General features: G+C 48.5%; 14 protein-coding genes and 1 tRNA gene. 12 read left to right on the top strand and 3 right to left on the bottom strand.

Annotated features, from left to right (window positions below):
* Positions 1-8 precede the first annotated feature (8 nt).
* The 5 genes from pepN (at position 9) to A10D4_RS02230 (ending at position 9,774) form a co-directional block, all read left to right on the top strand.
* Complete coding sequence (pepN, locus tag A10D4_RS02250) at positions 9-2,681, top strand: aminopeptidase N (RefSeq protein WP_008487471.1); 2,673 nt, start codon at positions 9-11, stop codon at positions 2,679-2,681.
* An 8-nt stretch (positions 2,682-2,689) separates the two neighbouring features.
* The gene (locus tag A10D4_RS02245; RefSeq protein ID WP_008487469.1) at positions 2,690-2,923 is read left to right on the top strand and encodes a DUF2835 family protein; all 234 of its coding nucleotides are present in this window, start codon (positions 2,690-2,692) and stop codon (positions 2,921-2,923) included.
* 191 nt (positions 2,924-3,114) lie between these two features.
* Positions 3,115-7,956 (top strand): NAD-glutamate dehydrogenase, encoded by a 4,842-nt coding sequence (locus A10D4_RS02240; protein WP_008487467.1) that lies wholly within the window; start codon positions 3,115-3,117, stop codon positions 7,954-7,956.
* A 115-nt stretch (positions 7,957-8,071) separates the two neighbouring features.
* Positions 8,072-9,085 (top strand): quinone-dependent dihydroorotate dehydrogenase, encoded by a 1,014-nt coding sequence (locus A10D4_RS02235; protein WP_008487466.1) that lies wholly within the window; start codon positions 8,072-8,074, stop codon positions 9,083-9,085.
* Between the two features lie 131 nt (positions 9,086-9,216).
* Complete coding sequence (locus tag A10D4_RS02230; RefSeq protein ID WP_008487465.1) at positions 9,217-9,774, top strand: cell division protein ZapC domain-containing protein; 558 nt, start codon at positions 9,217-9,219, stop codon at positions 9,772-9,774.
* 94 nt (positions 9,775-9,868) lie between these two features.
* On the opposite strand, the gene A10D4_RS02225 is transcribed toward A10D4_RS02230, so the two are convergent.
* A tRNA-Met gene (locus A10D4_RS02225) sits at positions 9,869-9,945 on the bottom strand.
* Positions 9,946-10,207: 262 nt separating this feature from the next.
* Between A10D4_RS02225 and rlmKL the strand changes: the two genes are divergently transcribed.
* The 5 genes from rlmKL (at position 10,208) to rmf (ending at position 16,679) form a co-directional block, all read left to right on the top strand.
* On the top strand, positions 10,208-12,334 hold the full coding sequence (gene rlmKL / locus A10D4_RS02220) for a bifunctional 23S rRNA (guanine(2069)-N(7))-methyltransferase RlmK/23S rRNA (guanine(2445)-N(2))-methyltransferase RlmL (protein ID WP_008487464.1): 2,127 nt from the start codon (positions 10,208-10,210) through the stop codon (positions 12,332-12,334).
* Complete coding sequence (locus A10D4_RS02215) at positions 12,334-12,567, top strand: glutaredoxin family protein (protein ID WP_008487463.1); 234 nt, start codon at positions 12,334-12,336, stop codon at positions 12,565-12,567. Before rlmKL ends, A10D4_RS02215 begins: the two co-directional genes overlap by 1 nt.
* Positions 12,564-14,510 carry an ATP-binding cassette ATPase Uup gene (gene uup / locus A10D4_RS02210; RefSeq protein WP_008487462.1) on the top strand — a complete coding sequence of 649 codons (1,947 nt, stop codon included), beginning with the start codon at positions 12,564-12,566 and terminating at the stop codon, positions 14,508-14,510. The genes A10D4_RS02215 and uup overlap by 4 nt, the downstream gene beginning before the upstream one ends.
* A gap of 13 nt (positions 14,511-14,523) precedes the next feature.
* The gene (locus A10D4_RS02205; protein WP_008487461.1) at positions 14,524-16,272 is read left to right on the top strand and encodes a DUF3466 family protein; all 1,749 of its coding nucleotides are present in this window, start codon (positions 14,524-14,526) and stop codon (positions 16,270-16,272) included.
* 233 nt (positions 16,273-16,505) lie between these two features.
* Positions 16,506-16,679, top strand: a complete 174-nt coding sequence (gene rmf / locus A10D4_RS02200) for a ribosome modulation factor (protein ID WP_008487460.1) — start codon at positions 16,506-16,508, stop codon at positions 16,677-16,679.
* 90 nt (positions 16,680-16,769) lie between these two features.
* On the opposite strand, the gene fabA is transcribed toward rmf, so the two are convergent.
* Together fabA and A10D4_RS02190 are read right to left on the bottom strand one after the other, a co-directional pair.
* Entirely contained in the window at positions 16,770-17,282 is a 513-nt protein-coding gene (gene fabA / locus A10D4_RS02195; protein WP_008487458.1) for a 3-hydroxyacyl-[acyl-carrier-protein] dehydratase FabA, read from the bottom strand.
* A 69-nt stretch (positions 17,283-17,351) separates the two neighbouring features.
* Positions 17,352-19,313: an AAA family ATPase gene (locus A10D4_RS02190; RefSeq protein ID WP_008487457.1), complete on the bottom strand. Its 1,962-nt coding sequence runs from the start codon at positions 19,311-19,313 to the stop codon at positions 17,352-17,354.
* A 233-nt stretch (positions 19,314-19,546) separates the two neighbouring features.
* On the opposite strand from A10D4_RS02190, the gene A10D4_RS02185 reads away from it, so the two are divergent.
* On the top strand, positions 19,547-20,320 hold the full coding sequence (locus A10D4_RS02185) for a MipA/OmpV family protein (RefSeq protein WP_008487456.1): 774 nt from the start codon (positions 19,547-19,549) through the stop codon (positions 20,318-20,320).
* A 204-nt stretch (positions 20,321-20,524) separates the two neighbouring features.
* Positions 20,525-22,165: a methyl-accepting chemotaxis protein gene (locus tag A10D4_RS02180; protein ID WP_008487455.1), complete on the top strand. Its 1,641-nt coding sequence runs from the start codon at positions 20,525-20,527 to the stop codon at positions 22,163-22,165.
* Positions 22,166-22,240: the final 75 nt, after the last annotated feature.

Raw genomic sequence — 22,240 nt, 5'->3', positions numbered from 1 at the left:
GTTGTTTTATGTCTACAGAGCAAGCAACGCAGCAACCGGCTGCTAAGTATCGTAAAGATTATCAAGCTCCGGCGTTTCGTATTCTAACGACGACGCTGGATATTGATTTACACCCGCAGCAAACCCGCGTCATTTGTGAATTAGAAATTGTCCGAGAGGATTATTCACAAAGCGCGTTAATGTTAGACGGCGAGCAATTGACGTTAGTGTCTTTGCAAGTTGATGGGCGTCCCCTTAGCGAATCTGATTACCAGCTTAGCGAACAGGGATTGCGCATCGATGGTTTGCCCCAACGTTGCCGCTTACGTATCGAAAACCTCATCGATCCGGCTCAAAACAAAGCGCTGGAAGGCTTATATTTATCTGCTGGCTGCTACTGTACGCAATGCGAAGCCGAAGGCTTTCGTCGTATCACCTATTATTTAGACCGACCCGACGTGTTGTCTGAGTTCACCACCACGGTGCGTGCAGACCAGCAACAATTTCCGCATTTATTGTCGAACGGTAATTGTATTGATCGCCAGACGTTAGAGCAGGGCCGTCATGCCGTGACTTGGCATGATCCGCATCCTAAACCCAGCTATCTCTTTGCCTTGGTTGCCGGTGATTTTGATTTACTGGAAGACAGTTTCCATACGCAAGACGGCCGCGACGTCGCTTTGCAGCTATTTGTTGATAAAGGTAATCTGGATCGCGCCGAACATGCCATGCGTTCACTCAAGGCGGCGATGCGTTGGGACGAGCAACGTTTTGGCTTGGTTTACGATTTGGATATTTACATGATCGTAGCCGTCGACTTTTTTAATATGGGGGCAATGGAAAATAAAGGCCTCAACGTTTTTAACGCCAAATATGTCTTAGTCAATCCCAAAACGGCCACCGACCAGAACTTTCTTAATGTCGAGTCGGTTATTGGACATGAGTATTTTCATAACTGGACCGGTAACCGTATTACCTGCCGCGATTGGTTCCAACTCAGTTTAAAAGAAGGCCTGACGGTTTTTCGAGATCAAGAGTTCAGTGCCGACATGGGCTCGCGCGCGGTGCATCGTATTAACGATATTAATATCATGCGTACGCACCAGTTTAACGAAGACGCGGGGCCGATGGCACACCCGATCCGCCCCGATAAAGTGATTGAGATGAATAACTTTTATACGGTGACCGTGTATAACAAAGGTGCCGAGGTTATTCGTATGCTGCATACGCTATTAGGCGAGCAAGGTTTTCAAGCCGGCATGCGCGAGTATGTCAGTCGGCACGATGGTCAGGCGGTAACCTGTGAAGATTTCATTGCGGCGATGGAAGCCGCTAATGCGGTCGACTTGCAGCAATTTCGTCGCTGGTATAGCCAGGCGGGTACACCAGAGTTGACGGTTAGCCAACAGCAACAAAACGGGCAGTTATGCTTAACCGTCGCTCAACAGACTCCGGCAACGCCACAACAGCAACAAAAGTTACCCTTACATATGCCGTTATTAGTACGTGCTTATAACCGTGCCGGCGAGGTGGTCGAGCTACAGCCTGCCGATGAGCATGACGTTAGCATTCGTCGCAGTGATAGCGGTGCTTGGTTGTTGTCATTAACCGAGGCGCAGCAATCGTTTTACTTTAAAGTTGCTGAACAACCCATCGTAATGGCGTGGTTAGAAAGCTTTTCGGCGCCGGTGAAGTTGGTGCAGCAAGCGGATGACGCCGATTTACGCATTTTAATGGCCGCTGCTGACGATGCGTTCGTCCGCTGGGATAGCGCGCAGCAACTTTATCAACGTGTGATTCAACGCGCCGTTGATGCAGGTAATAGTGAACAGCCGTTGCTGCTAACTGAGCAAACGGTGACGGCACTGCGGCAGTTACTGCAAGCCGACATCGACCCGGCCTTACGCGCGCAAGCCTTGACCGTTCCTACGCTAGAGGCGCTATTAGAGCTTTATCCTGAACAGCGTCCGGTGGATGCACTTTGTCACTATCAACAAGCGTTGCAAAGACAAATTGCGACAGCCTTAGCGGCTGACTTTCAACACTGCTACCAGCAGCTTAGCGCTACACAAGGCGATTATAGTGTCGATGCCGCCGCCATTGCCGGGCGTTCGTTAAAGCAAGTTTGCCTGCATTATTTAGCCCTAAGCGCAACGGCTGCTGAAGAAACGGGAGTAGTGACCCAGATACAACAACAATTTGCCAATGCCGATAACATGACTGACCAATTGGCGGCGTTACAAGCGGCTGTATCCGCTCAGCTTAGCTGTGCTAAACCATTATTACAGGCCTTCGACCAGCAGTGGCGGGGCGATGTGCTGGTAATGGATAAATGGTTCGCTGTGCAGGCTACGGCAGACTTACCGGATACGGTAACGCAAGTACAGGCGTTGATGCAGCACCCAGACTTCAGTTTGGATAACCCCAATCGGGTGTACGCGTTGTTAGCAAGCTTTACGCATAACGTGGCACAGTTTCATCGAGCCGATGGTGCAGGCTACCGTCTAATTGCCGAAGTCATTGCGCAGTTGAATAGCAGCAATCCGCAGGTAGCATCTCGTTTAATTGGCGCCTTTATGCAGTGGCGCCGGTTTGATGATGCGCGGCAACAGTTGATGCGCGAGCAGCTTTTACGTTTACGTCAACTGCCAAATTTGGCACGAGATCTTTACGAAAAGATTGTTTCTTGCTTGGATGAATAAAAACTCAGATGCAACGACAGTTTTGGTTTAATTTGAGCATCAGTTATCCCGAATTTGAGCATCATTATTATGCTGAGGGAGTTAAGCAGTTGCTGGTACGTGACGATAATGGCGTCACTATCGCCATTCCTTGCGGTCGTTTCGTGCCTTTTATCGGTGCCCGGGGGATAACCGGGCGCTTTTGTTTAACCATCGATGAGCAAGGGCGTTTTGTCGATTTACAGCAAGTAAATTCAGGCTAACTGGATAAGCATTCCAGAGCCGCGTTTTTGGTGGTCTGAACTGTGCTAAATAGCGTGAAAAGCATTGAACCTCAAGGCTAAATAGCCGAGAATATGAGGAATTTAATAACGGTTTAGCGATAGTGCCAGTACGGCTATCGATTTTTCCGTTAATGCACGTTTCACCAACAACTTAGCAAGGACACCACATTATGTCGTTGGTCGATGGTCAACCCCCGGTTTTACTTGAGAAAGTCGATGAGCTGATCGCCAAAAAAGTGCCTGCCAATCAAGCGCCACTGATCCAAGATTTTGCCCACCGCCTATACCGCAATATTTCAAGCGATGACTTAGTGCACCGCACCGACAGCGATATGTACGGTGCGATTTTAAGCCTGTGGCATAGTTTTAATGACTATAAGCCGGGTAATAAAGCACTGATTAAAGTGTATAACCCCGAAGTAGGACGGCATGGCTGGGAGTCACCGCATACTATCATCGAGATTATTCAATCCGATATGCCGTTTATGGTGGACTCGGTACGCATGGCCTTGAGCCGCCTGAGTATTACCTCACACCTACTTTTACACCTGCCAATTAGTCACAAACGTGATAAGCAGGGCGATATTACCGGCATGCTCAAACCAGGCAGCCACGGCAAGGACACCCATGTCGATACGGTGTTCTTGATCGAAGTCGACCGTCAAACCAGCAGCGATGAATTAAAAACGCTAAAACAAGAGCTGATTTCGGTAATGGCCGATATCTCATTAGCGGTGGGTGACTGGCAAGCCATGCGCGAGCGTTTGCAAGCGGTGTCCGAAGAACTGAACGATATTAAGTATCCGGGCGATGAACAAGAATTAAAAGAAGCGCAAGAATTCCTGCAATGGTTGTCAGAAGACAACTTTACCCTGACGGGCTATCGTCAATATTCATTAGAAACGGTTGAGGGTGATCACGTTATTCGCCAAGTCCCCGACACCAGTTTAGGTTTGTTGCGTAACAGTGTTAGCGATAAAGGCCGCTTAGTATCGACGCTACCCGAAGAAGCACGTGATATTACGTTTGATAACCAATTACTGCTGCTCACCAAAACGAACAGCAAATCGCGCGTGCATCGTCCGGCCTACAGTGATTATATCGGTATTAAACGGTTTGATAAAAACGGTAAAGTTATCGGTGAAGAACGTTTTATCGGACTTTACTCGTCGAGCTTTTACAACAATAGCGCGCGTGACATTCCCATGGTTGGCGCGAAAATTCGTCGCATCATGGAAGCATCGGGTTTTGCCCCTAATTCACATGCGGCAAAAGCCTTACTTAATATTCTAGAGACCTATCCGCGCGACGAAATCGTGCAAGCCGCCGAAGAAGAGCTGCTTGATGTCGGCTTAGGTGTTTTGCAAATGCAAGAGCGTGATTTGACCCGTGCATTCTTGCGGCGCGATATTTTTGGTCGCTTTATGTCGTGCATGGTGTACGTACCTAAAGATCGCTATAACACCTTGGTACGTCAGAAGACGCAATCAATTTTAGCGCGCACCCTGAATAGTCAGGATGATGTCGACTTTACTACCTATTTTTCTGAATCGTCGTTGGCTCGTACTCATTACATGGTACGCATCGGCGAAGATGTTCAGGACGTTAACATTAAAGAATTGGAGCAAAATCTCGTGGAAGCAGCCCGCACTTGGGAAGATAATTTCGAGCGTACTTTAAGCAGCACTTATGGTGAGGCAAAAGCCAACGCGCTGCTTCGCAAGTATGCCACGGCATTCCCTCGCGCTTATAAAGAAGAAGTGCTGCCATCAGTCGCGATTGCCGATATCGCGCAACTCGAAGCGTTGAACGATGACCATAAACTGGGCATGTTACTGTATCGGGCGCAAGAGGTAGAGGCTGATAGTAAGTACGTTAAACTGAAGCTATTCCATAAAGATGAGCCGATTCATTTGTCTGACGTATTACCGATGTTGGAAAACTTTGGTTTGCGTGTGATTGGCGAAAGTCCTTATCAGATTAAAACGGCTAACGGCGATGTCTTCTGGGTATTAGACTTCCATATGTTGCATACCTCAGGACCGTTAGATTTAGACAAGATCCGCGATATTTTCCAAAACGCCTTTGCCAACGTTTGGAATGGTCAATATGAGGACGATGGGTTTAACCGCTTGATCTTAGGCGCTGGCATGACTGGCCGCCAAGTCATCATTTTACGTATGTTCGCTAAATACATGCGTCAAATCGGTACCACGTTTAGTCAGGCTTATATCGAGAGCACCTTCAGTAAATATCCGCTGATTGCCAAGTTGGTGGTGAAGTTGTTCCATACCAAGTTTGAACCGGGTACCAAAAGCGTCGAGAAAAAAATGGACGCCTTGGTCACGCGTATCAATGCTGAACTTGATCAAGTCGCCAACTTGGACGACGACCGCATAATTCGTCGTTACGTTGAACTGATCAGTGCCGCATTGCGAACCAACTTCTTCCAACGCGATGAACAGGGCGAAGATAAGCCCTATGTATCGGTGAAGTTCTTGCCAGAATTAGTGCCGGAAATGCCGCTGCCATTGCCGAAGTTTGAGATCTTCGTTTATTCACCACGCGTCGAAGGCGTGCATTTGCGCGGCGGCAAAGTTGCCCGTGGTGGTTTGCGCTGGTCTGATCGTCGTGAAGACTTCCGTACCGAAGTATTAGGCTTAGTCAAAGCGCAGCAAGTTAAAAATACCGTGATCGTGCCGGTCGGTGCCAAGGGTGGTTTCTTCTGTAAACATTTACCGGAAGAACGCGAAGCGTTTTTCGAAGAGGGTAAAGCTTGTTACCGCACCTTCATTCGTGCCTTGCTGGATATCACCGATAATATCGTCGATGGCGAGATCCAGCCACCGCGTGATGTGGTTCGTCATGATGAAGATGACCCTTATTTGGTGGTCGCTGCTGACAAAGGCACAGCGACTTTCTCGGATATTGCTAACGGTATTTCTGCCGAATATAACTTCTGGTTACGCGATGCTTTTGCATCGGGTGGCTCAGTCGGTTATGACCATAAGAAAATGGGTATCACCGCTCGCGGTGCATGGGAGTCGGTTAAGCGTCATTTCCGTGAAATGGGCGTCGACTGCCAGACTACGGATTTCACCTGTGTGGCGATTGGCGACATGGCGGGCGATGTATTCGGTAACGGTATGTTGCTGTCTAAGCACACGCAGCTGCAAGCCGCATTTAACCACATGCATATCTTTATCGACCCAACCCCCGATGCAGCGCGCAGCTGGGAAGAACGTGACCGCTTGTTCAAGCTGCCTCGTTCAAGCTGGGACGATTATAACCGTGAGCTGATTTCTAAAGGTGGTGGTGTATTCTCGCGCGCCGCTAAAGCCATTGAACTCAGCCCTGAGATGAAGAAAATGCTGGGCTCGTCGAAAAAGTCGATGACCCCCAACGAATTGATCCGTGCCTGTTTGACCATGCCAGTTGATCTAGTTTGGAACGGTGGTATCGGTACCTACGTTAAAGGCGCCAAAGAGACCGATAGCGATGTCGGCGACCGCGCTAACGATGCGCTACGTGTCAATGGCCGAGACCTACAAGCGAAAGTAGTCGGTGAGGGCGGCAACTTGGGCTTTACCCAATTAGGTCGAATCGAATTTGCCAGCAAAGGTGGCCGCATCAACACCGACTTTATCGATAACGTCGGTGGCGTTGATTGTTCGGATAACGAAGTTAACATCAAGATCTTGCTTAATGGTTTGGTTAACGCGGGCGACTTGACGCAAAAACAACGTGATCAGTTGTTGTATGAGATGACCGATGATGTGGCGAAAATCGTCTTAAACGACTGTAATCGTCAAACTCAGTCGATTTCGGTTACCCTGCGTCGCGGTGCTGATCAGATCAAAGAGCTACAGCGCTTTATTCATCACTTAGAGCGTGAAGGGCAACTTAACCGTGCCTTAGAATTTTTGCCCGATGATGATGAGCTGACCGAGCGCCAGGCGTCAGGTAAAGGCTTAACTCGTCCGGAATTGGCGGTTATTACGGCTTACGGCAAGATGGTGTTAAAGGAGCAATTGATTTCGGAAGAGATCACCGAAGATCCTTACCATGCTCGAGCCTTAGTCTCGTCGTTTCCGAAAGTGTTGCAAGAGCGCTTTGTCGAGGCCATGCAATCGCACCCGCTGAAGGCGCAAATTATCGCAACTAAGCTGGCTAACAATATCGTTAATGATATGGGGCCAAACTTTGTACACCGCAAGCAAGACGCCACTGGTGCTTCAGAAGCTGAAGTGGCATCGGCTTATGTGGTGGCGCGTGAGTGCTTTAACATGGGAGACATTTGGCGCCAAGTTGAGGCGGGTAATAACCAGATTCCGGCCGATGTACAGAACGATATTTTGTTCCTGATGCGCCGTATGGTTCGTCGTGCGACACGCTGGTTACTGCGTCATCGCAATACTAAATTAACCAGTATCCAAGAGCGTATCGATTATTATCGTGGTGCGTTCGACGAATTGCGCGAAAACGTCATCGATTACATGAACGAAGAAGAAGCCGCGGCGATTCAGGAAAAAATCGATAACTTGGTTGAGCAGCAAGTACCTGCAGACCTAGCTAAACAAGTTGGTATTTTAAGCAGTGTATTCTCAGCCCTCGATATCGCTGAAATTTCCGACGACAGCGGTCGTGATTTGGTAACAGTGGCGAAAGTATACTTCCGCTTAGGTTCACGCATTCAGTTACATTGGTTCCTTGACCAAATTAACAGCCAACCGGTTGCAAACCATTGGCAAGCGTTGGCGCGTGCGGCATTCCGTGAGGAGCTAGATTGGCAGCAACGCTCATTGACTAATGTGGTGCTGAACTTCTCGGAAGAGCAAAGTGATGCCGCCGTCATGCTAGAAAACTGGATTGAAGCTAACCGGGTGTTCTTAGACCGTTGGCAGCAAATGTTGGCTGACTTCCGTACCACGAAGAGCCATGAGTTCGCTAAGTTCTCGGTGGCGTTGCGTGAATTAATGCTATTGAGCCATAACTGCGCGCCAAAAGGCTAACTAACCGTTTAGGTTAGTGTTGTTAGAACGGTGTTGTTGTATCAATTTGCACAACGGTGCAAATAACCATAACAGCACCGTTTTTCTATCTGTTTAACGAGGACGCTAAATCACCATGCTTTACGCTTTATTGCGCCGCTTTTTATTCAGCCGTGATGCCGAGTGGTCACACGATGTGACTTTATCGTTGCTAAGCCGCTATGCTCGCACACCGTTGCGGTATTTTTGGCAACAACGATTACCGGCAAAGCCGGTTCGCGTGATGGGCATTGATTTTCCTAACGCCGTGGGCTTGGCCGCTGGATTAGATAAAAATGCGCGCTGTATTGAGGCTTTTGCACAAATGGGGTTTGGTTTTATTGAAGTCGGTACGGTGACGCCTAGGCCGCAGCCGGGTAATCCACAACCGCGCTTGTTTCGACTACCGCAAAAGCGCGCGATTATTAATCGCATGGGCTTTAACAATGAAGGCGTCGATGCCTTAGTTGAGCGGGTTAAAGCGACCGCGTTTGACGGTGTGTTAGGGATTAATATCGGCAAAAATAAAGATACCCCGGATGAACAGGGAGTGGATGATTATATCTATTGCATGCGTCGTGTTTATCCCTACGCCAGTTATATTACCGTCAATATTTCATCACCCAATACTCCCGGTTTACGAGCCTTTCAGCATGGCAGCGCATTGGCTAATTTATTGAGCGCGTTAAAGCACTGTCAGCTTGAGTTAGCGCAGCAGCATCAACGTTATGTGCCGGTAGCGGTAAAGATTGCGCCCGATTTAAGCGATGAAGATATTCAACACATGGCTATTGCGATCAAAGAAGCGAAATTAGATGCCATTATTGCGACCAATACGACGCTTGAGCGAAGTCAGGTTGAAGGACTGCCCCATGCTGAAGAAGCCGGCGGTTTAAGCGGCTTGCCAGTGCGTGATAGTAGTACTCATGTGATCAAGGTATTACATCAGACGTTGCAGGGTGAGTTACCCATTATCGGTGTCGGTGGTATTGATGATGCCGCTAGCGCTAAACAGAAATTGGCAGCGGGTGCGAGTTTAGTACAAGTTTACACGGGTTTTATCTATCGCGGCCCGGCTTTGGTTAAAGATATCGTTAAGCAGTTGTCTTAACTCTTGTCTTCAACCCGCATTTACCTTAATGTAATGCACACTTTTTAGCCGTTTAAACCGTTGACCGGCTATGCTGCTCAGCTCCAAAATAGCTGAGCCAACCACTAACGACAATAAAAAAGGAAGCATCGATGTCGGTTGAACAGGGGATGTGGATCGTTGACGACCAATCACAACAGTTACAGTTTAGCTGTAGCGGTAGTCATGGTGTTCTCGACGACGACAGCACTGCTCAACCATTACCTTATCGATTGAAGCAATTAGTCAACCTTCCGACTTCGGCTTTATCCTTTTCTATTGAAGATGCTACGCATTACCAACAAGCGCTTGATTATTTTGAGCCGTTCACCGAATTTGATGACGCTGAGCGCCATCAAATCGCCTTATGCGTTGCTGCCTGGCTACGCTTTGGTCGTCCTCATATGCCGCAAAGCTGGCATTTCCAGCAAGCTCATACCGATAACTGGCCAGTTAACAAGCGCTTATGTGAGTTGAATTCAGGGTTCGCGCAGGGCTTATTTTATATCATTGCCAGAGATGATGAGTTTAGCGAATGCATGTTGATCGACGGCGATATGCCGTTATCGGATATCAAAACCCTACATCGCTATCAAACGGTTAAAGTTTTACATAACCGTTTGCTACCGGCCACCATTGAATTGATTGCATCCACACGGCGACTGGCATAAGCCGCTTGTGCTGACGTAATCGTCAAACTAGCGGTTTAGTCGTAATTTGCTTTTAGATAGTGAGCGTGAAAACTTAAGAAAGGCCATGGAAGATTGGTTGCGGGGGCAGGATTTGAACCTACGACCTTCGGGTTATGAGCCCGACGAGCTACCAGACTGCTCCACCCCGCGTCCATGTGCTGCGCATGGTATGCCCATCACCGACTAAAGGCAAGTGCTATTTGCACCGACTGCTGTTTAATTGGCCGATTTGCGATTGAGTGCTGCTTATTTAAACAAAAATCCCTTTATCACCACCTTTTTAGTGCGTTTTTAAAGACTGTGACAGACAGTTAGAAGCGGCTTAGTTATAATCGCTGACCATTGATGATAGAAATCACTCATCGCAATCGATGACTGATCATCCGCTCGAATTGCCACCAAGAGATAAAGCATGCACGAATATTTTGTTACCTGCGCTAAAGGTTTAGAAGCGTTGTTATTTGAAGAACTTAACCGTATTGGTTGTGACAACGTTAAACAAACCCAATCGGGCTGTTATGTCAGCGGCGAGTTAAAACATGCTTATTTAATTTGTCTGCATTCACGCATCGCAGGACGAGTCCTGTTGCGTTTGGGGCAAGCCGACGTTAGCGATGCTGCCAGTATTACCCGTGTCATCGCCGACTATGCCTGGGAACAACATATGCTACCCAGTCACGACTTTAGTATCGATTTTAGTGGCACCTCGGGCAATATCAGGCACACGCAATTCGGTGCACAAACGGTAAAAGACGGAATTGTAGACCGAATTCGTGAACAAACGGGGCAACGCCCTAACGTCAATCGCCAGCAGCCTGACATTCGTGTCAACGCGCGCTTGCACAAGGGCATTTTACATTGGTATTTAGATTTATCGGGCGATAGCTTGCATAAACGCGGTTATCGACAGCAACAAGGTGCCGCACCGTTACGCGAAACGCTCGCCGCCGCGGTGATCGCGCGTAGTCAATTTGATGCCAGCACGATGTTACCGGTGATGGATGCTTTTTGTGGTTCAGGTACCTTATTGATTGAAGCTGCGATGATCGCAACTCACTGCGCGCCAGGTTTACATCGTGAACAGTGGGGGTTTCGTTACTGGTTAGGCCATGACGAAGCGCTTTGGCAGCAATTACGGCAACAGGCGCGCGAGCGTTTTATAAAGGGTAAGCAGAGCTATCGTGGGCGCTTTTATGGTTTTGATAACGATGTCCGCATGCTAGCCGCCGCTCGAGCTAATACTGAGCGCGCCGAATTAAGCGCTTTTTGTCAGTGGCAACAAGCTGATGCCACCGAACTGACACCGGTTGCGGAACAGGGGCTGCTGATCAGCAACCCACCTTATGGTGAACGCTTAGGTGAAGAAGTCGAGAGTTTGCTGCTGTATCGTCGTTTTGGACGGCAATTGAGAGCCCATTTTACAGGCTGGCAGGTGGCCCTATTATGTGGCGACGAGCAGTTATTAAAGCGCCTCAAACTGCGCAGCGATAAAAAGTACAAATTCTTCAATGGTGCGCTGGAAGTCTTGTTGGCTCTTTACGACTTAACTAAAGAGCAACCAGAGTTTAATGAAACGCAATCGAGTGACATTGCTAATCGACTGAAAAAGAACTATCAAAAGCTGGCTAAATGGGCTGATAAAGAAGGCTTGGATGCGTGGCGCTTATACGACGCTGATTTACCGGATTATAATGCGGCAATTGACGTGTATAACGACTATTTGGTGGTACAAGAATACGCTGCTCCCAGCACTATCCCAGAGCAGGTTGCGCGCGAACGCTTGTGGCAGTTATTAGAAACCCTCAGTCAAGCGTTGCCATTTGCCGACGACCACATCATTTTGAAAGTTCGTCAACGTCAAGCTGGTCGTCAGCAATATCAAAAGCGTGCAGAGCAGGGTGTTATTGAGCAAGTTCGCGAGTACGGTGCGCTGTTTGAGGTAAACTTAACTGATTACTTAGACACCGGATTATTCCTTGATCATCGCCCAGTGCGACGCTTGATCGCCGAAAAGTCGGCCGGTTTGAATGTGCTAAATCTGTTCGCATACACTTGTAGTGCATCGGTTCATGCCGCAATCGGTGGTGCCGCGGAGGTAACCTCGGTCGATCTATCGAAAACTTATTTGCAATGGGGGCAACGTAACTTCCAGCTAAATAAACTGTACGGGGATCAATATCAGTTTATTCAAGCCGATTGTTTAGCGTGGTTAGCCGATCAGCCGGCGGCCAGCTACGATTTGATTTTTATCGACCCGCCAACATTCTCTAACTCTAAGCGTATGGCTGATACCTTAGATATACAGCGTGACCACGTCGCTATGTTAGTCGCCGCTGCACGTCTATTAGCGGACGATGGCGTCATTTTATTCTCGAACAATAAGCGTCGTTTCAAAATTGACGAAAGCGCCTTAGCTGAGCATGGTTTAGTCGCCATCGATCGCACCAAAGCGTCGATTGCAGCAGATTTTGAGCGCAATAAAGGGATTCACCATTTATTCGTTATTATGCGTAACGAACAACTATCTGAGTCATCCTGATGAGTGATTTTTATTTACTCAGCAAACCCAATTGTGGCTTGTGCCAACAAGCGCTGCTGCAAGTTCACCAGCAACCGTTGGAGCAGCCGGTGACATTAGCAATGGTGGATATTAGCGATGATCCAGCACTTTTAGAAGAATATGCCAATTTGGTACCGGTGTTAATACGGGCCAAAGACGACGCTGAATTACGTTGGCCATTCCAGCAGTTAATGGAGTTTTTAAGTCAATGACCTTAGTGCGAGTAAAACAAGCGCAACTGGCCTTTGGCCATCACGCGATTTTAGATAATGCTGATTTTATTATTGAAGCCGGAGAGCGTGTTTGCTTGGTGGGCCGTAATGGTGCCGGTAAATCGACGTTATTAAAAGCGATTGCGGGTGACATTCAACTTGATGGCGGTAGCGTGCAATACGTCGGTGATACGGTAGTGGCTCGATTACCGCAGGACCCACCAGCAAGCAGCCCGCAAAGCGTTTACGATTACGTTGCCGACGCGCTGGCAGAAAGCGGTAAACTGTTGCAAGACTACCATCGCCTCATGCAGCAAATGAGTGATGGCAGTGAGGTTGATGATGCGACGCTAAAACGCTTAGATAAGTTACAGTCGGCGCTGGATGCTTGTGACGGCTGGCAACTCAGTACTCAGGTCGAACAAGTTCTAAGCCGTTTGGGATTAACAGCCGATGAGACGCTCGCTAACCTGTCCGGCGGTTGGCTGCGACGGGTCGCGCTAGCAAAGGCATTAGTGTTGCAGCCCGATTTACTGCTGCTTGATGAGCCAACCAACCACTTGGATGTCGACATGGTGCGTTGGCTTGAAGAAGCGGTGTTAAATTTTAATGGGGCGGTGTTATTCATTAGTCACGACCGGGCCTTTATTCGGCGTTTGTCGACACGTATTGTCGATTTAGATCGCGGTCAATTAAGTAGTTTTCCCGGCGATTACGACGCTTACGTCAGCAAGAAAGAAGAATTATTGAACGTCGAAGCGCAGCAAGCCGCAGAATTCGATAAAAAGCTCGCGCAAGAAGAAACATGGATACGACAAGGTATCAAGGCTCGTCGTACACGTAACGAAGGGCGAGTTCGCGCATTACAAGCCTTACGCAAGGAACGTGCCGCACGACGAGAACGTCAGGGCAGTGCGCAGCTAGGTGTGAACGAAGCGCAGCGTTCTGGCAAGTTGGTTTTTGAAGGTCAGCAAATGGCACTCAGCTTTGGGCCCGAACAGCGTATTTTAAACGACTTCGATTTGACGCTGATGCGCGGTGATAAGTTAGCATTGGTTGGTCCCAATGGCTGCGGCAAAAGTACCTTGATCAAGGTGATTTTAGGCCAACAGCCGGTCGATGCCGGTCATGTACGCTTAGGCACCAATCTTGAAGTCGCTTATTTTGACCAACACCGCGCTCAACTTGACCCGGAATTGTCGATTGTCGATAACGTCGGTGACGGTAAACAAGATGTCACCTACAACGGTCGTAGCCGCCATATTCTGAGTTATTTACAAGATTTTCTGTTTTCGCCGCAGCAAGCCCGAACGCCGGTAAAAGCACTGTCTGGCGGTGAGCGTAATCGCGCTTTGTTAGCTAAATTGTTCTTACAACCAAGTAATCTACTAATTCTGGATGAACCGACTAACGACTTGGACATCGATACCTTAGAATTACTTGAGCAAATTATTGCCGATTATCAGGGCACCGTCATTTTGGTTAGCCATGATCGCGAATTTGTTGATAACACGGCAACTCAGGTGCTGCTATTCCAAGGCCAGGGCATCATTAACGAGATTGTCGGTGGTTTTACCGAAATCAATCATTTTCTGCAGGCACAAGGGCAGAAAAATGAGCAATCAGCGGCACAGAAAAAATCATCTGAAGCGGGAACCAAGACCACCAGTAAACAGTCAGACAGCCAAACATCGGCGAGCGCTGGTCGCCGCCCGGTGAAAAAGTTATCATACAAATTGCAACGAGAGCTGGAACAGCTCCCTGAACAGATTGAACAACTAGAACAAGAATTGGCTGATTATCAGCAGCAGGTTAATGATCCGGCGTTCTTTAGCCAACCGGTCACTGTTACTGAGCCGCTATTGCAGCGCATGGCCAACATCGAATCCGAGCTCATGCAAGCCCTTGAGCGTTGGGATGAACTCGAACAGTTACAACAATAGAGTAGTTAACAGCATGATGAAACAGTTTGCTTATGGCGCGGTTAGCGCAGCGGTGTTAAGTGCCGTTACCATGGGCCAGGCGCGAGCCGATGCTTACAGTGTAAGTGAAGTCGCGACGCCCGATAATTATCTGCAACAATTTGCCGTGTCGTTAAACGACGCCGGTGAAGCTGTGGGTATCGCACGCACACCACTTGGCTTAGATATTGATTTAACTAAAGTGTCGGTGTCGACCTTGAACTCGCTGGGGATCACCTCGACGCAAGCCAATGAAGGCTACGAGTTAAGCGAAACTCAGTACCTCAATTTAGTACGTTTGTTGGAAGACTCTACCAACCAGAATGCTGGTCAATTGCGTATCGGCAACAACGCTGCCACGACCATGATGGGCAATACGGCGACGCTAGTGCCATTCTTCGACAGTAACGATAATTCACTGCCAATCAGCACCGAAAACTTGTTTTATGGTATTAACAATGGCGGCTATGCATTTGGTCGCGGTAGCGCTCCGTATGAACCGTTAGAGTATACCTACACCAATAGCGACGACGAAGAGGTTAGCATTACTTATTACGTACGTGACTTTATTAGTCGCGCGGTATGGTATGACGGCGCTAATTTAACTCGCATCGATCCACCAGAGACGACTGAACTCGGTGGCGAGTCGTCGATTATGGACATGAACGATAATAGTTTGGCAGTGGGTTATGCCAGTGTCGGTTTAAGTCCGTCAGCAGAAACGGTGATTGATAACTGTAATAATCCTGATGAAGACCAGTCGACCTTGAGTCGTCCGCCCGAGATTTGTATTTGGAATGCCTGGTTCTCGTTACAAAGCGCCCGCGCAGAACAGTTCCGTCCAAACTACTTCAGCGCTAGTCGTATCGCCTCTAATCGCTCAATCTATGATATGCGCGGTTATGCTTGGCAGTTAGATAGCCAAGGCCAAGTTATCTCGAGCAAACAGCTGGGTTTATTAACCGAACGTAACGACGAGGATGACAGTGGCGACTTTTCAAGTTACGCCTATGCGGTGAATAATAACGACGTTATTGTTGGCCAAAGCTGGACGTATTATGACGGTAACGAAAGCACTGGCGGACGCATTAAAATGCCAGCTATCTTTGTTGATGATCAGGTCTTACCCGTCACTGAAAACACCGATTACTTCTGGGGTTCAGCGACCGATATTAATGATAACAACATCGTTATTGGATATTTGATTAAGCGTATTAATGGTAGCTTCCGCAATGTCGGCTTCACTTATGATGTTGATGCCGAGACGCCTGCAGTGCAAGAAATGAATGCCTTCTTTACCGGCGCTAGTACCACTCCGATGGCAATTAACAATAATGGTGTAATTGTTGGTAGCGCAGAAATTGAAGCCTCTATCAGCGACACTCGTCGTCGAGTCGGTTTTGTTTACGACACGACCGCCGAACAACCCAAAATGCTCGATTTAAACGATGCCATTAGTTGCGATGCCAACTATTATATCGTTGAGGCTAACAGCATTAATGATCAAGGTGATATTTTGGCAACTGCGGTTCAAACGCAAACTTATACCGATAGCGATGGCAATGAACGTAGTCGTCAAGTTGCTAAAACCATTCGTTTAAATGCCACTGGTGGTGAATTTAACGATTGCACCGAAGAGGCAAACAAAGTAGAACGCGAAGGGGCGGCAACCACACCTTGGCAGCTGCTTGGGTTAGCGCTGATGGGTGCTCTTATAACCATTCGTCGCAAGTTTAGCCACTAACCTGTCATAATTTTATAAAAAAAATTTCATCAAAAATCGTCACAGTATCAGCAAGTTAAACGCTTCGCTGATACTGTCCGATTTTTACCTATTGAACTCGTCTGCAAAATTGCTATCTCTAGTAATGAGGGCAACAAGTCCTCCAATCGAACCAATATACATTCGTTCCGATGATGTGGCGCCGCAACGCCGCCGCCAGTGGTCATTGTCGTCATAGTACGAGGGAATATACGATGAAAAGACAAAAACGCGATCGTCTTGAACGCGCTCACTCTCAAGGGTTCAAAGCAGGTATTTCAGGCCGCTCAAAAGAGAATTGTCCGTATCAGGCCTTTGAGAGTCGTTCACAGTGGCTCGGTGGTTGGCGTGATGCCATTGAAGCGCGTCAGGCCGGACTCTATCGCTGATTGTCAATGCGGTACATCTAACTTAAAACGTTATAGTTAATTATCAAAAGCCCGCCTAATATGGCGGGCTTCTTTCATATAAAGCGCTGCTTAGAACGACGAGGTGTCGGTAAACAGGCCGACTTTCAAATCTTTGGCGCTATATATCGGTTTACCATCAACTTCAACACGACCATCGCCCACGCCCATGTATAGCTTACGCTTGATAACGCGAGTCATATCGATGTAATAGCTGACTTTTTTGGCGCTTGGTAAGATTTGTCCGGTGAACTTAACCTCACCGACACCGAGTGCGCGACCACGTCCGGGGCCACCCGACCAGCCCAAGTAAAAGCCAACCAGCTGCCACATCGCATCCAATCCTAAACAGCCCGGCATAACTGGGTCACCTTTAAAGTGACAGTCAAAAAACCACAGATCAGGATTGATGTCGAGCTCGGCGTGAATAAAGCCTTTACCCTCACGACCACCGTCGGCGGTAATATTAACGATGCGATCCATCATCAGCATATTAGGGGCGGGCAGACGGCTATTACCGGGACCAAACATTTCGCCCCGGCTACAGGCCAACAAATCTTCGCGAGTAAAACTTGATTGATTCATAACACCACATTTGAGCAGATTAAAAACTGCCGACACTTTAGCGAACAGTTGTACGCTAAACAACTCCGATTAGTCATTCGATGACATAAATAAACGCTGCCACCAAGATGTTAACGGTTGATTATGATGTAAATGTGACAAGCGTTGCTGTACTCGGCCAAATAATGTCGTTGAATTGGCTTCATTGGCATCGCCGCAGGGCAGATCAGTTAATAAACTTACGGCTTCGGTAACGTGACTAACGGTGTGAATATGAAACTGTTTTGCCGCCACAGCAGCGACAATGTCGGGATCGAGGTTTAGGTGAATCGCGTTAGCTTGTGGAATGACCACACCTTGCGTACCGCTTAGCCCACGCGCCTGACACAAACGAAAGTAACCCTCGATTTTCTCATTAACGGCACCGATCGCTTGTACGGCACCAAACTGGTCGATAGCGCCAGTCACCGCCAGCTCTTGACGTAGTGGTGCTTCAGCCAACGCTGACAGCAAACAACACAGCTCGGCTAATGACGCGCTGTCACCATCAACCTCATGGTAAGACTGCTCAAACACCACGGTTGCCGATAGCGACATCGGTTCGTTGCGGGCGAATAAATTAGCTAAATAGCTGGACAGGATCATCACGCCCTTGGTGTGAATATTGCCACTGAGTTCTGCCTTGCGCTCAATATCAATAATATCGCCATCACCGTAGTGCACCGTTGCCGTAATACGCGACGGCTCGCCAAACTCAGAGCCGCCCAGCGTTACCACGGTAAGGCCATTTAACTGACCAATCACAGCACCGGCAGTAGCGATATGCACTTGTTCTTCTATAATCGCCCGGCGACTTAACTCGGCCACGAAATCTTGTCGTTGCTGCTGTTGTGTTAGGGCTTGCTGTAAATGTTGTCGCTCAATTTCTCGCTGCTGTTGTTGACGAGCGATGGCGTCGGCTTCACGTAGCCACTGGATAAAGCGGTAACTGTCTAAGCTCAATTCTTGTTGATGTTCGCACCAGCGTGATGCTTGGCGGACCAATACATCGTAACAAGTCGCCGCCAGCGGCAGACAATTGGCCTGTTGTTCGACATAGCGTAAATAACCCAAGTAATCCTTTAAAGGCTGCTGGGTTAACGAATAATGTCCGCTAAAGTCGGCTAAAATTGGGAAAAGTTGCTCAAAATCACGATCATTTTCGCGTAATAGGGCGTAGCTATCTCGTTCTCCGAACAGCACCACTTTGAGTCGCAACGGCATCGCTTGCGGTTGATAAAACACACGTTGTTGAGCGTCGACGATGTCATCCCAAGTAAATTCTGCAGTTTTTAAATAGTATTTCAAACGCTGCCACAGGCCAGGGTCTTGTAACAATTCATGGGCGTTGATGGCTAATACTTGACCGTTAGCTTTGAGCAACATACCCGGTTCGATTAAGCGTAAGTCAGAATGTACAGTGCCAGCCTGCGACTGCAAACGAATGCTACCGAACAGTTGTGATTCGGTCACCCGATCACAAATATACAATGCTTGATGCTGTTGCTGGCTAACGACAATGGTGGCTAATTCGTCACTACCGATATCGGTCAGTTGGCGTTCGCCCAGCAAACTCAGGTATGCCTCTAAGCGACTACTATTTTGCTCTGCCAGCAATTGTTCGCGCAGTGCCGCACGGTTGGATAAATCTTGACTCAAATAATCGTACAGTTGTGCGACTACTTGCTGCGCTTGACCGGCTTTGACATTTACCGCTAATGGCCGCTCGTTGTCTAATGGATTAGCGAGGTAGAGCCAGTCAAAGGCCTGTGAATACTGCCAAGGATAGCGCTGATGTACCGCTTGCAGCAGGTCATGCTGACGGGAGCCAGGGGCCATGACCGCAAAGCTATGGCTGTAACGCCCCGCAATTTGATTAGCCTGGGCTAATGCCTTGCAGGCGCGTTGTTGGCCGACTAAACAATCGGCTGCAGGCATAGACGCCGCAGCGCTATCGCTAAGCAGCTCGGTTGCGGTAAACTGTGGAAATAATTGATTAGCGGTTAATAACATCGGTGGCGTTTTTCCAAGCAAACGTATTGGTACGATTCAAAGAGCGTCATCTTAGCGATAAAGGTCACATATAGCCAGTTTGCTGATAGTGACCACAACTAACCGTAGTAGCGGATAAACGTGATATTGAACTGAACCTGCATTTATTGCGTTTTAGCTGTTTAATAGTAAATATTTGTGCAGGCGAATAACTATCTATAACCTGTTTAACTATCGACAAGGAGATCTGCCGCATGGGTAAGTTTTTGTGGTATCCCATTGGCTTAACCGTCATTAGCGCGCTAGCAACGCCACTAGCCTCTGCTCAACAGCCAGTTACCAGTTCACCATGGTCGGTGGGACTGGGCGTCGTCGGTTCGCCGTCACCCTATGTCGGCGTAGATACGCAAACCACCGCATTTCCGCTAATCAGTTACGAGGGCGAGCGCTTCTATTGGCGCGGGCCCATGGTCGGTTATCGCGTACTACAAGAACGCGGTTACCAGTTTTCGGTTTATGCGGCGGTGGCGCCAGAAAAATACGATGCTGATGAATCAGATAATGTCGCTATGCGACGTTTGCAAGACCGCGATTTCAGCGCCTTAGCCGGCGTCTCGATGCGCTTTGAATTAGCCGCGGGGCAACTGAACGCAAGATTAGGCACCGATATTAGCGGCAAACATCATGGCCAACGTGCCGAAGTCAATTATGAATACCCTTGGCAGTTGCTTGAACGGCAACTGGTGTTAACGCCTAGCATCGGTGTGGCGTGGCAAAGCGATGATTTTAACCAGTATTATTATGGTATCAGTGGCGCCGAATCAGTCCGCAGTGGATTACCGGCTTATCAAGTCGACAGTAGCACTCAATATTTCGTTGGGGCGTCGTTAATGTGGCGTATTAATGCCCATTGGCAAACGTATTTGTCGGGTCGTTGGACCAAACTCGACGATACCGTTAGCGACAGCCCAATGGTTGAAGACAGTAGCGAACTGACTTCGGTATTAGGAATTAGTTACCACTTTTAAGGGCTAAGCACGGCCGCTCAAGTGAGCCAGCTTGGGCTGGCCGTGAAGCTATCTGAACAGCGATAAAATCACCTTTTATTGATCCGCCTTTGGCTGCAATCGCCTTTACTTTGATCTAGCTCCTAGAAATTCGTGATTTATCAATTTTTTGTAAAGCTCTTTGCGGTATCGTCGATATAGGGGTGACGCAAAAGGAGTGCCTGCATGGGATTTTTAAATCGACTGACTATTACACAACGGCTAATCGGCCTGTTATTGATCGCTGCCTTCGGTACCGGGTTGATGGTGGTGTTCGTGATTTTCTTGATGCATTCATTATTGGTTGACGATGAAGCACGCAAGCTCGATGCGATTAATGATATGGCGGTGACCATTGTTCACGAATATCAAGGTCAGGTCGAACAGGGTGCCTTGACGCAAGCAGAGGCGCAACAACAAGCACTACAGGCCATCGACGGCTTGCGTTACGAAAATAATGAGTATCTATTTACCTTATCGCGTGATGGGGTGATGCTGCAGCATCCTTTTTCTAAGCAGCTGATCGGCAAAAATGTATTACAGCAACAAGATCCCCATGGCGTAAAACTGTTCCAGCAAATGGTCGATGGTGTCGTCAAACAACCCCGAGCAACGGTGGAATACCAGTGGCAAAAAGGTGCGAATAAAAATGATATTCAGCCTAAATTAACCCGCGTTGTGCGAGTTGATGGCTGGCCTTGGATCATCGGCACCGGTAAATACCAAGACAACATGAACGATCGTTTACTGAGCGAGTTTTGGAAGCTGCTGGGTATTGCAACCTTGCTGGCTATTCCACTATTAGCACTATTCTTGGTGATTATTCGTAGCATCACCTTGCCGTTAAATCACACCATTTCGGCGTTGCGAGATATCGGTCAGGGTGAGGGCGATTTAACTGTACGTTTAGACGAGCGCGGGCACACCGAACTAGCCCAGCTAGGCCAAGCTTTCAATCATTTTGTGGTGAAAATTCAAGACTTGATCCGACAAGTCCAGCAAGCCGCCGCCGCCGAGCAGACCTCAGCGGTCGAACTGAACAGCCTTAGTCGCACCTCGCAAGATACTGCCGAGCAACTCGCCAGCAATAGCGAATCGGTTGCTACCGCAGTCAACGAGCTGTCCAGCTCGGCGCAAGAAGTGGCGGAACATGCCCGACAAGCTGCCGAATCGGCGCAGTTTGCCGACGAGGAAAGCGGCCGCTCAGCGATCATCGTGCGCGACGCCGCTAACGAAATGGAAAGTTTGAGTCAGCGTTTAGATACCGCTAAAGAGCGCTTTCAACTATTGGAAGATGGCTCGGAAAAAATTGGCAATATCCTCAGCGTCATCGTGGGAATTGCCGAACAAACCAACTTGCTCGCCTTAAACGCGGCTATTGAGGCGGGGGGAGCCGGTGAAGCAGGGCGTGGTTTTGCGGTGGTCGCCGACGAGGTACGCACGCTGGCTACACGTACACAAACCTCAACCGATGAAATTAGCAACATCATCGAACGTATTCAAAATGCGATTGGTGAAGTCGGACATATCGTCGGTGACGTCAGTGAACGCGCTGGCAGTACCACCAGTAAAACCTTAGAAGCGGAAACGGCGATTAGTCAAATTCAGGAAGCCGTGGCCAATATTTCGGCAATGAACCTGCAAATCGCTAACGCCACCGATGAGCAAAGCCGCGTGACCGGTGAACTGAGTGAGAGTATTGTCGGTATTAATGATTTGTCACAAACTAACACCAGTACAGGGCGAAAAATTACCGCGATTGGTGAACGTCTGCGCAATAACTGCGAACAGCTAGCAGAAATGACGGGGAGCTTTAAGACCGAATAGCTCACCCAGAGTTGATCAGTTTATCGCACAACGCCTCGCACCATTGCCGGGGCGTTTTTTCTGGTGCAGCTTGAA

The organism is Idiomarina xiamenensis 10-D-4, assembly GCF_000299895.1.
Lineage (GTDB): Bacteria > Pseudomonadota > Gammaproteobacteria > Enterobacterales > Alteromonadaceae > Idiomarina > Idiomarina xiamenensis.
Note: the sequence above shows the minus strand (reverse complement) of the source record. Positions and strands in the feature narration are given on the sequence as shown.

Bases quoted from the DNA above. Each gene is read 5' to 3' on its own strand.
- A10D4_RS02180 (WP_008487455.1), top strand. From the start codon at position 20,525: ATGGGATTTTTAAATCGACTGACTATTACACAACGGCTAATCGGCCTG.
- uup (WP_008487462.1), top strand. From the start codon at position 12,564: ATGACCTTAGTGCGAGTAAAACAAGCGCAACTGGCCTTTGGCCATCAC.
- A10D4_RS02205 (WP_008487461.1), top strand. From the start codon at position 14,524: ATGATGAAACAGTTTGCTTATGGCGCGGTTAGCGCAGCGGTGTTAAGT.
- A10D4_RS02185 (WP_008487456.1), top strand. From the start codon at position 19,547: ATGGGTAAGTTTTTGTGGTATCCCATTGGCTTAACCGTCATTAGCGCG.
- A10D4_RS02215 (WP_008487463.1), top strand. From the start codon at position 12,334: ATGAGTGATTTTTATTTACTCAGCAAACCCAATTGTGGCTTGTGCCAA.
- A10D4_RS02230 (WP_008487465.1), top strand. From the start codon at position 9,217: ATGTCGGTTGAACAGGGGATGTGGATCGTTGACGACCAATCACAACAG.
- fabA (WP_008487458.1), bottom strand. From the start codon at position 17,282: ATGAATCAATCAAGTTTTACTCGCGAAGATTTGTTGGCCTGTAGCCGG.
- rlmKL (WP_008487464.1), top strand. From the start codon at position 10,208: ATGCACGAATATTTTGTTACCTGCGCTAAAGGTTTAGAAGCGTTGTTA.
- pepN (WP_008487471.1), top strand. From the start codon at position 9: ATGTCTACAGAGCAAGCAACGCAGCAACCGGCTGCTAAGTATCGTAAA.
- A10D4_RS02190 (WP_008487457.1), bottom strand. From the start codon at position 19,313: ATGTTATTAACCGCTAATCAATTATTTCCACAGTTTACCGCAACCGAG.
- rmf (WP_008487460.1), top strand. From the start codon at position 16,506: ATGAAAAGACAAAAACGCGATCGTCTTGAACGCGCTCACTCTCAAGGG.
- A10D4_RS02245 (WP_008487469.1), top strand. From the start codon at position 2,690: ATGCAACGACAGTTTTGGTTTAATTTGAGCATCAGTTATCCCGAATTT.
- A10D4_RS02240 (WP_008487467.1), top strand. From the start codon at position 3,115: ATGTCGTTGGTCGATGGTCAACCCCCGGTTTTACTTGAGAAAGTCGAT.
- A10D4_RS02235 (WP_008487466.1), top strand. From the start codon at position 8,072: ATGCTTTACGCTTTATTGCGCCGCTTTTTATTCAGCCGTGATGCCGAG.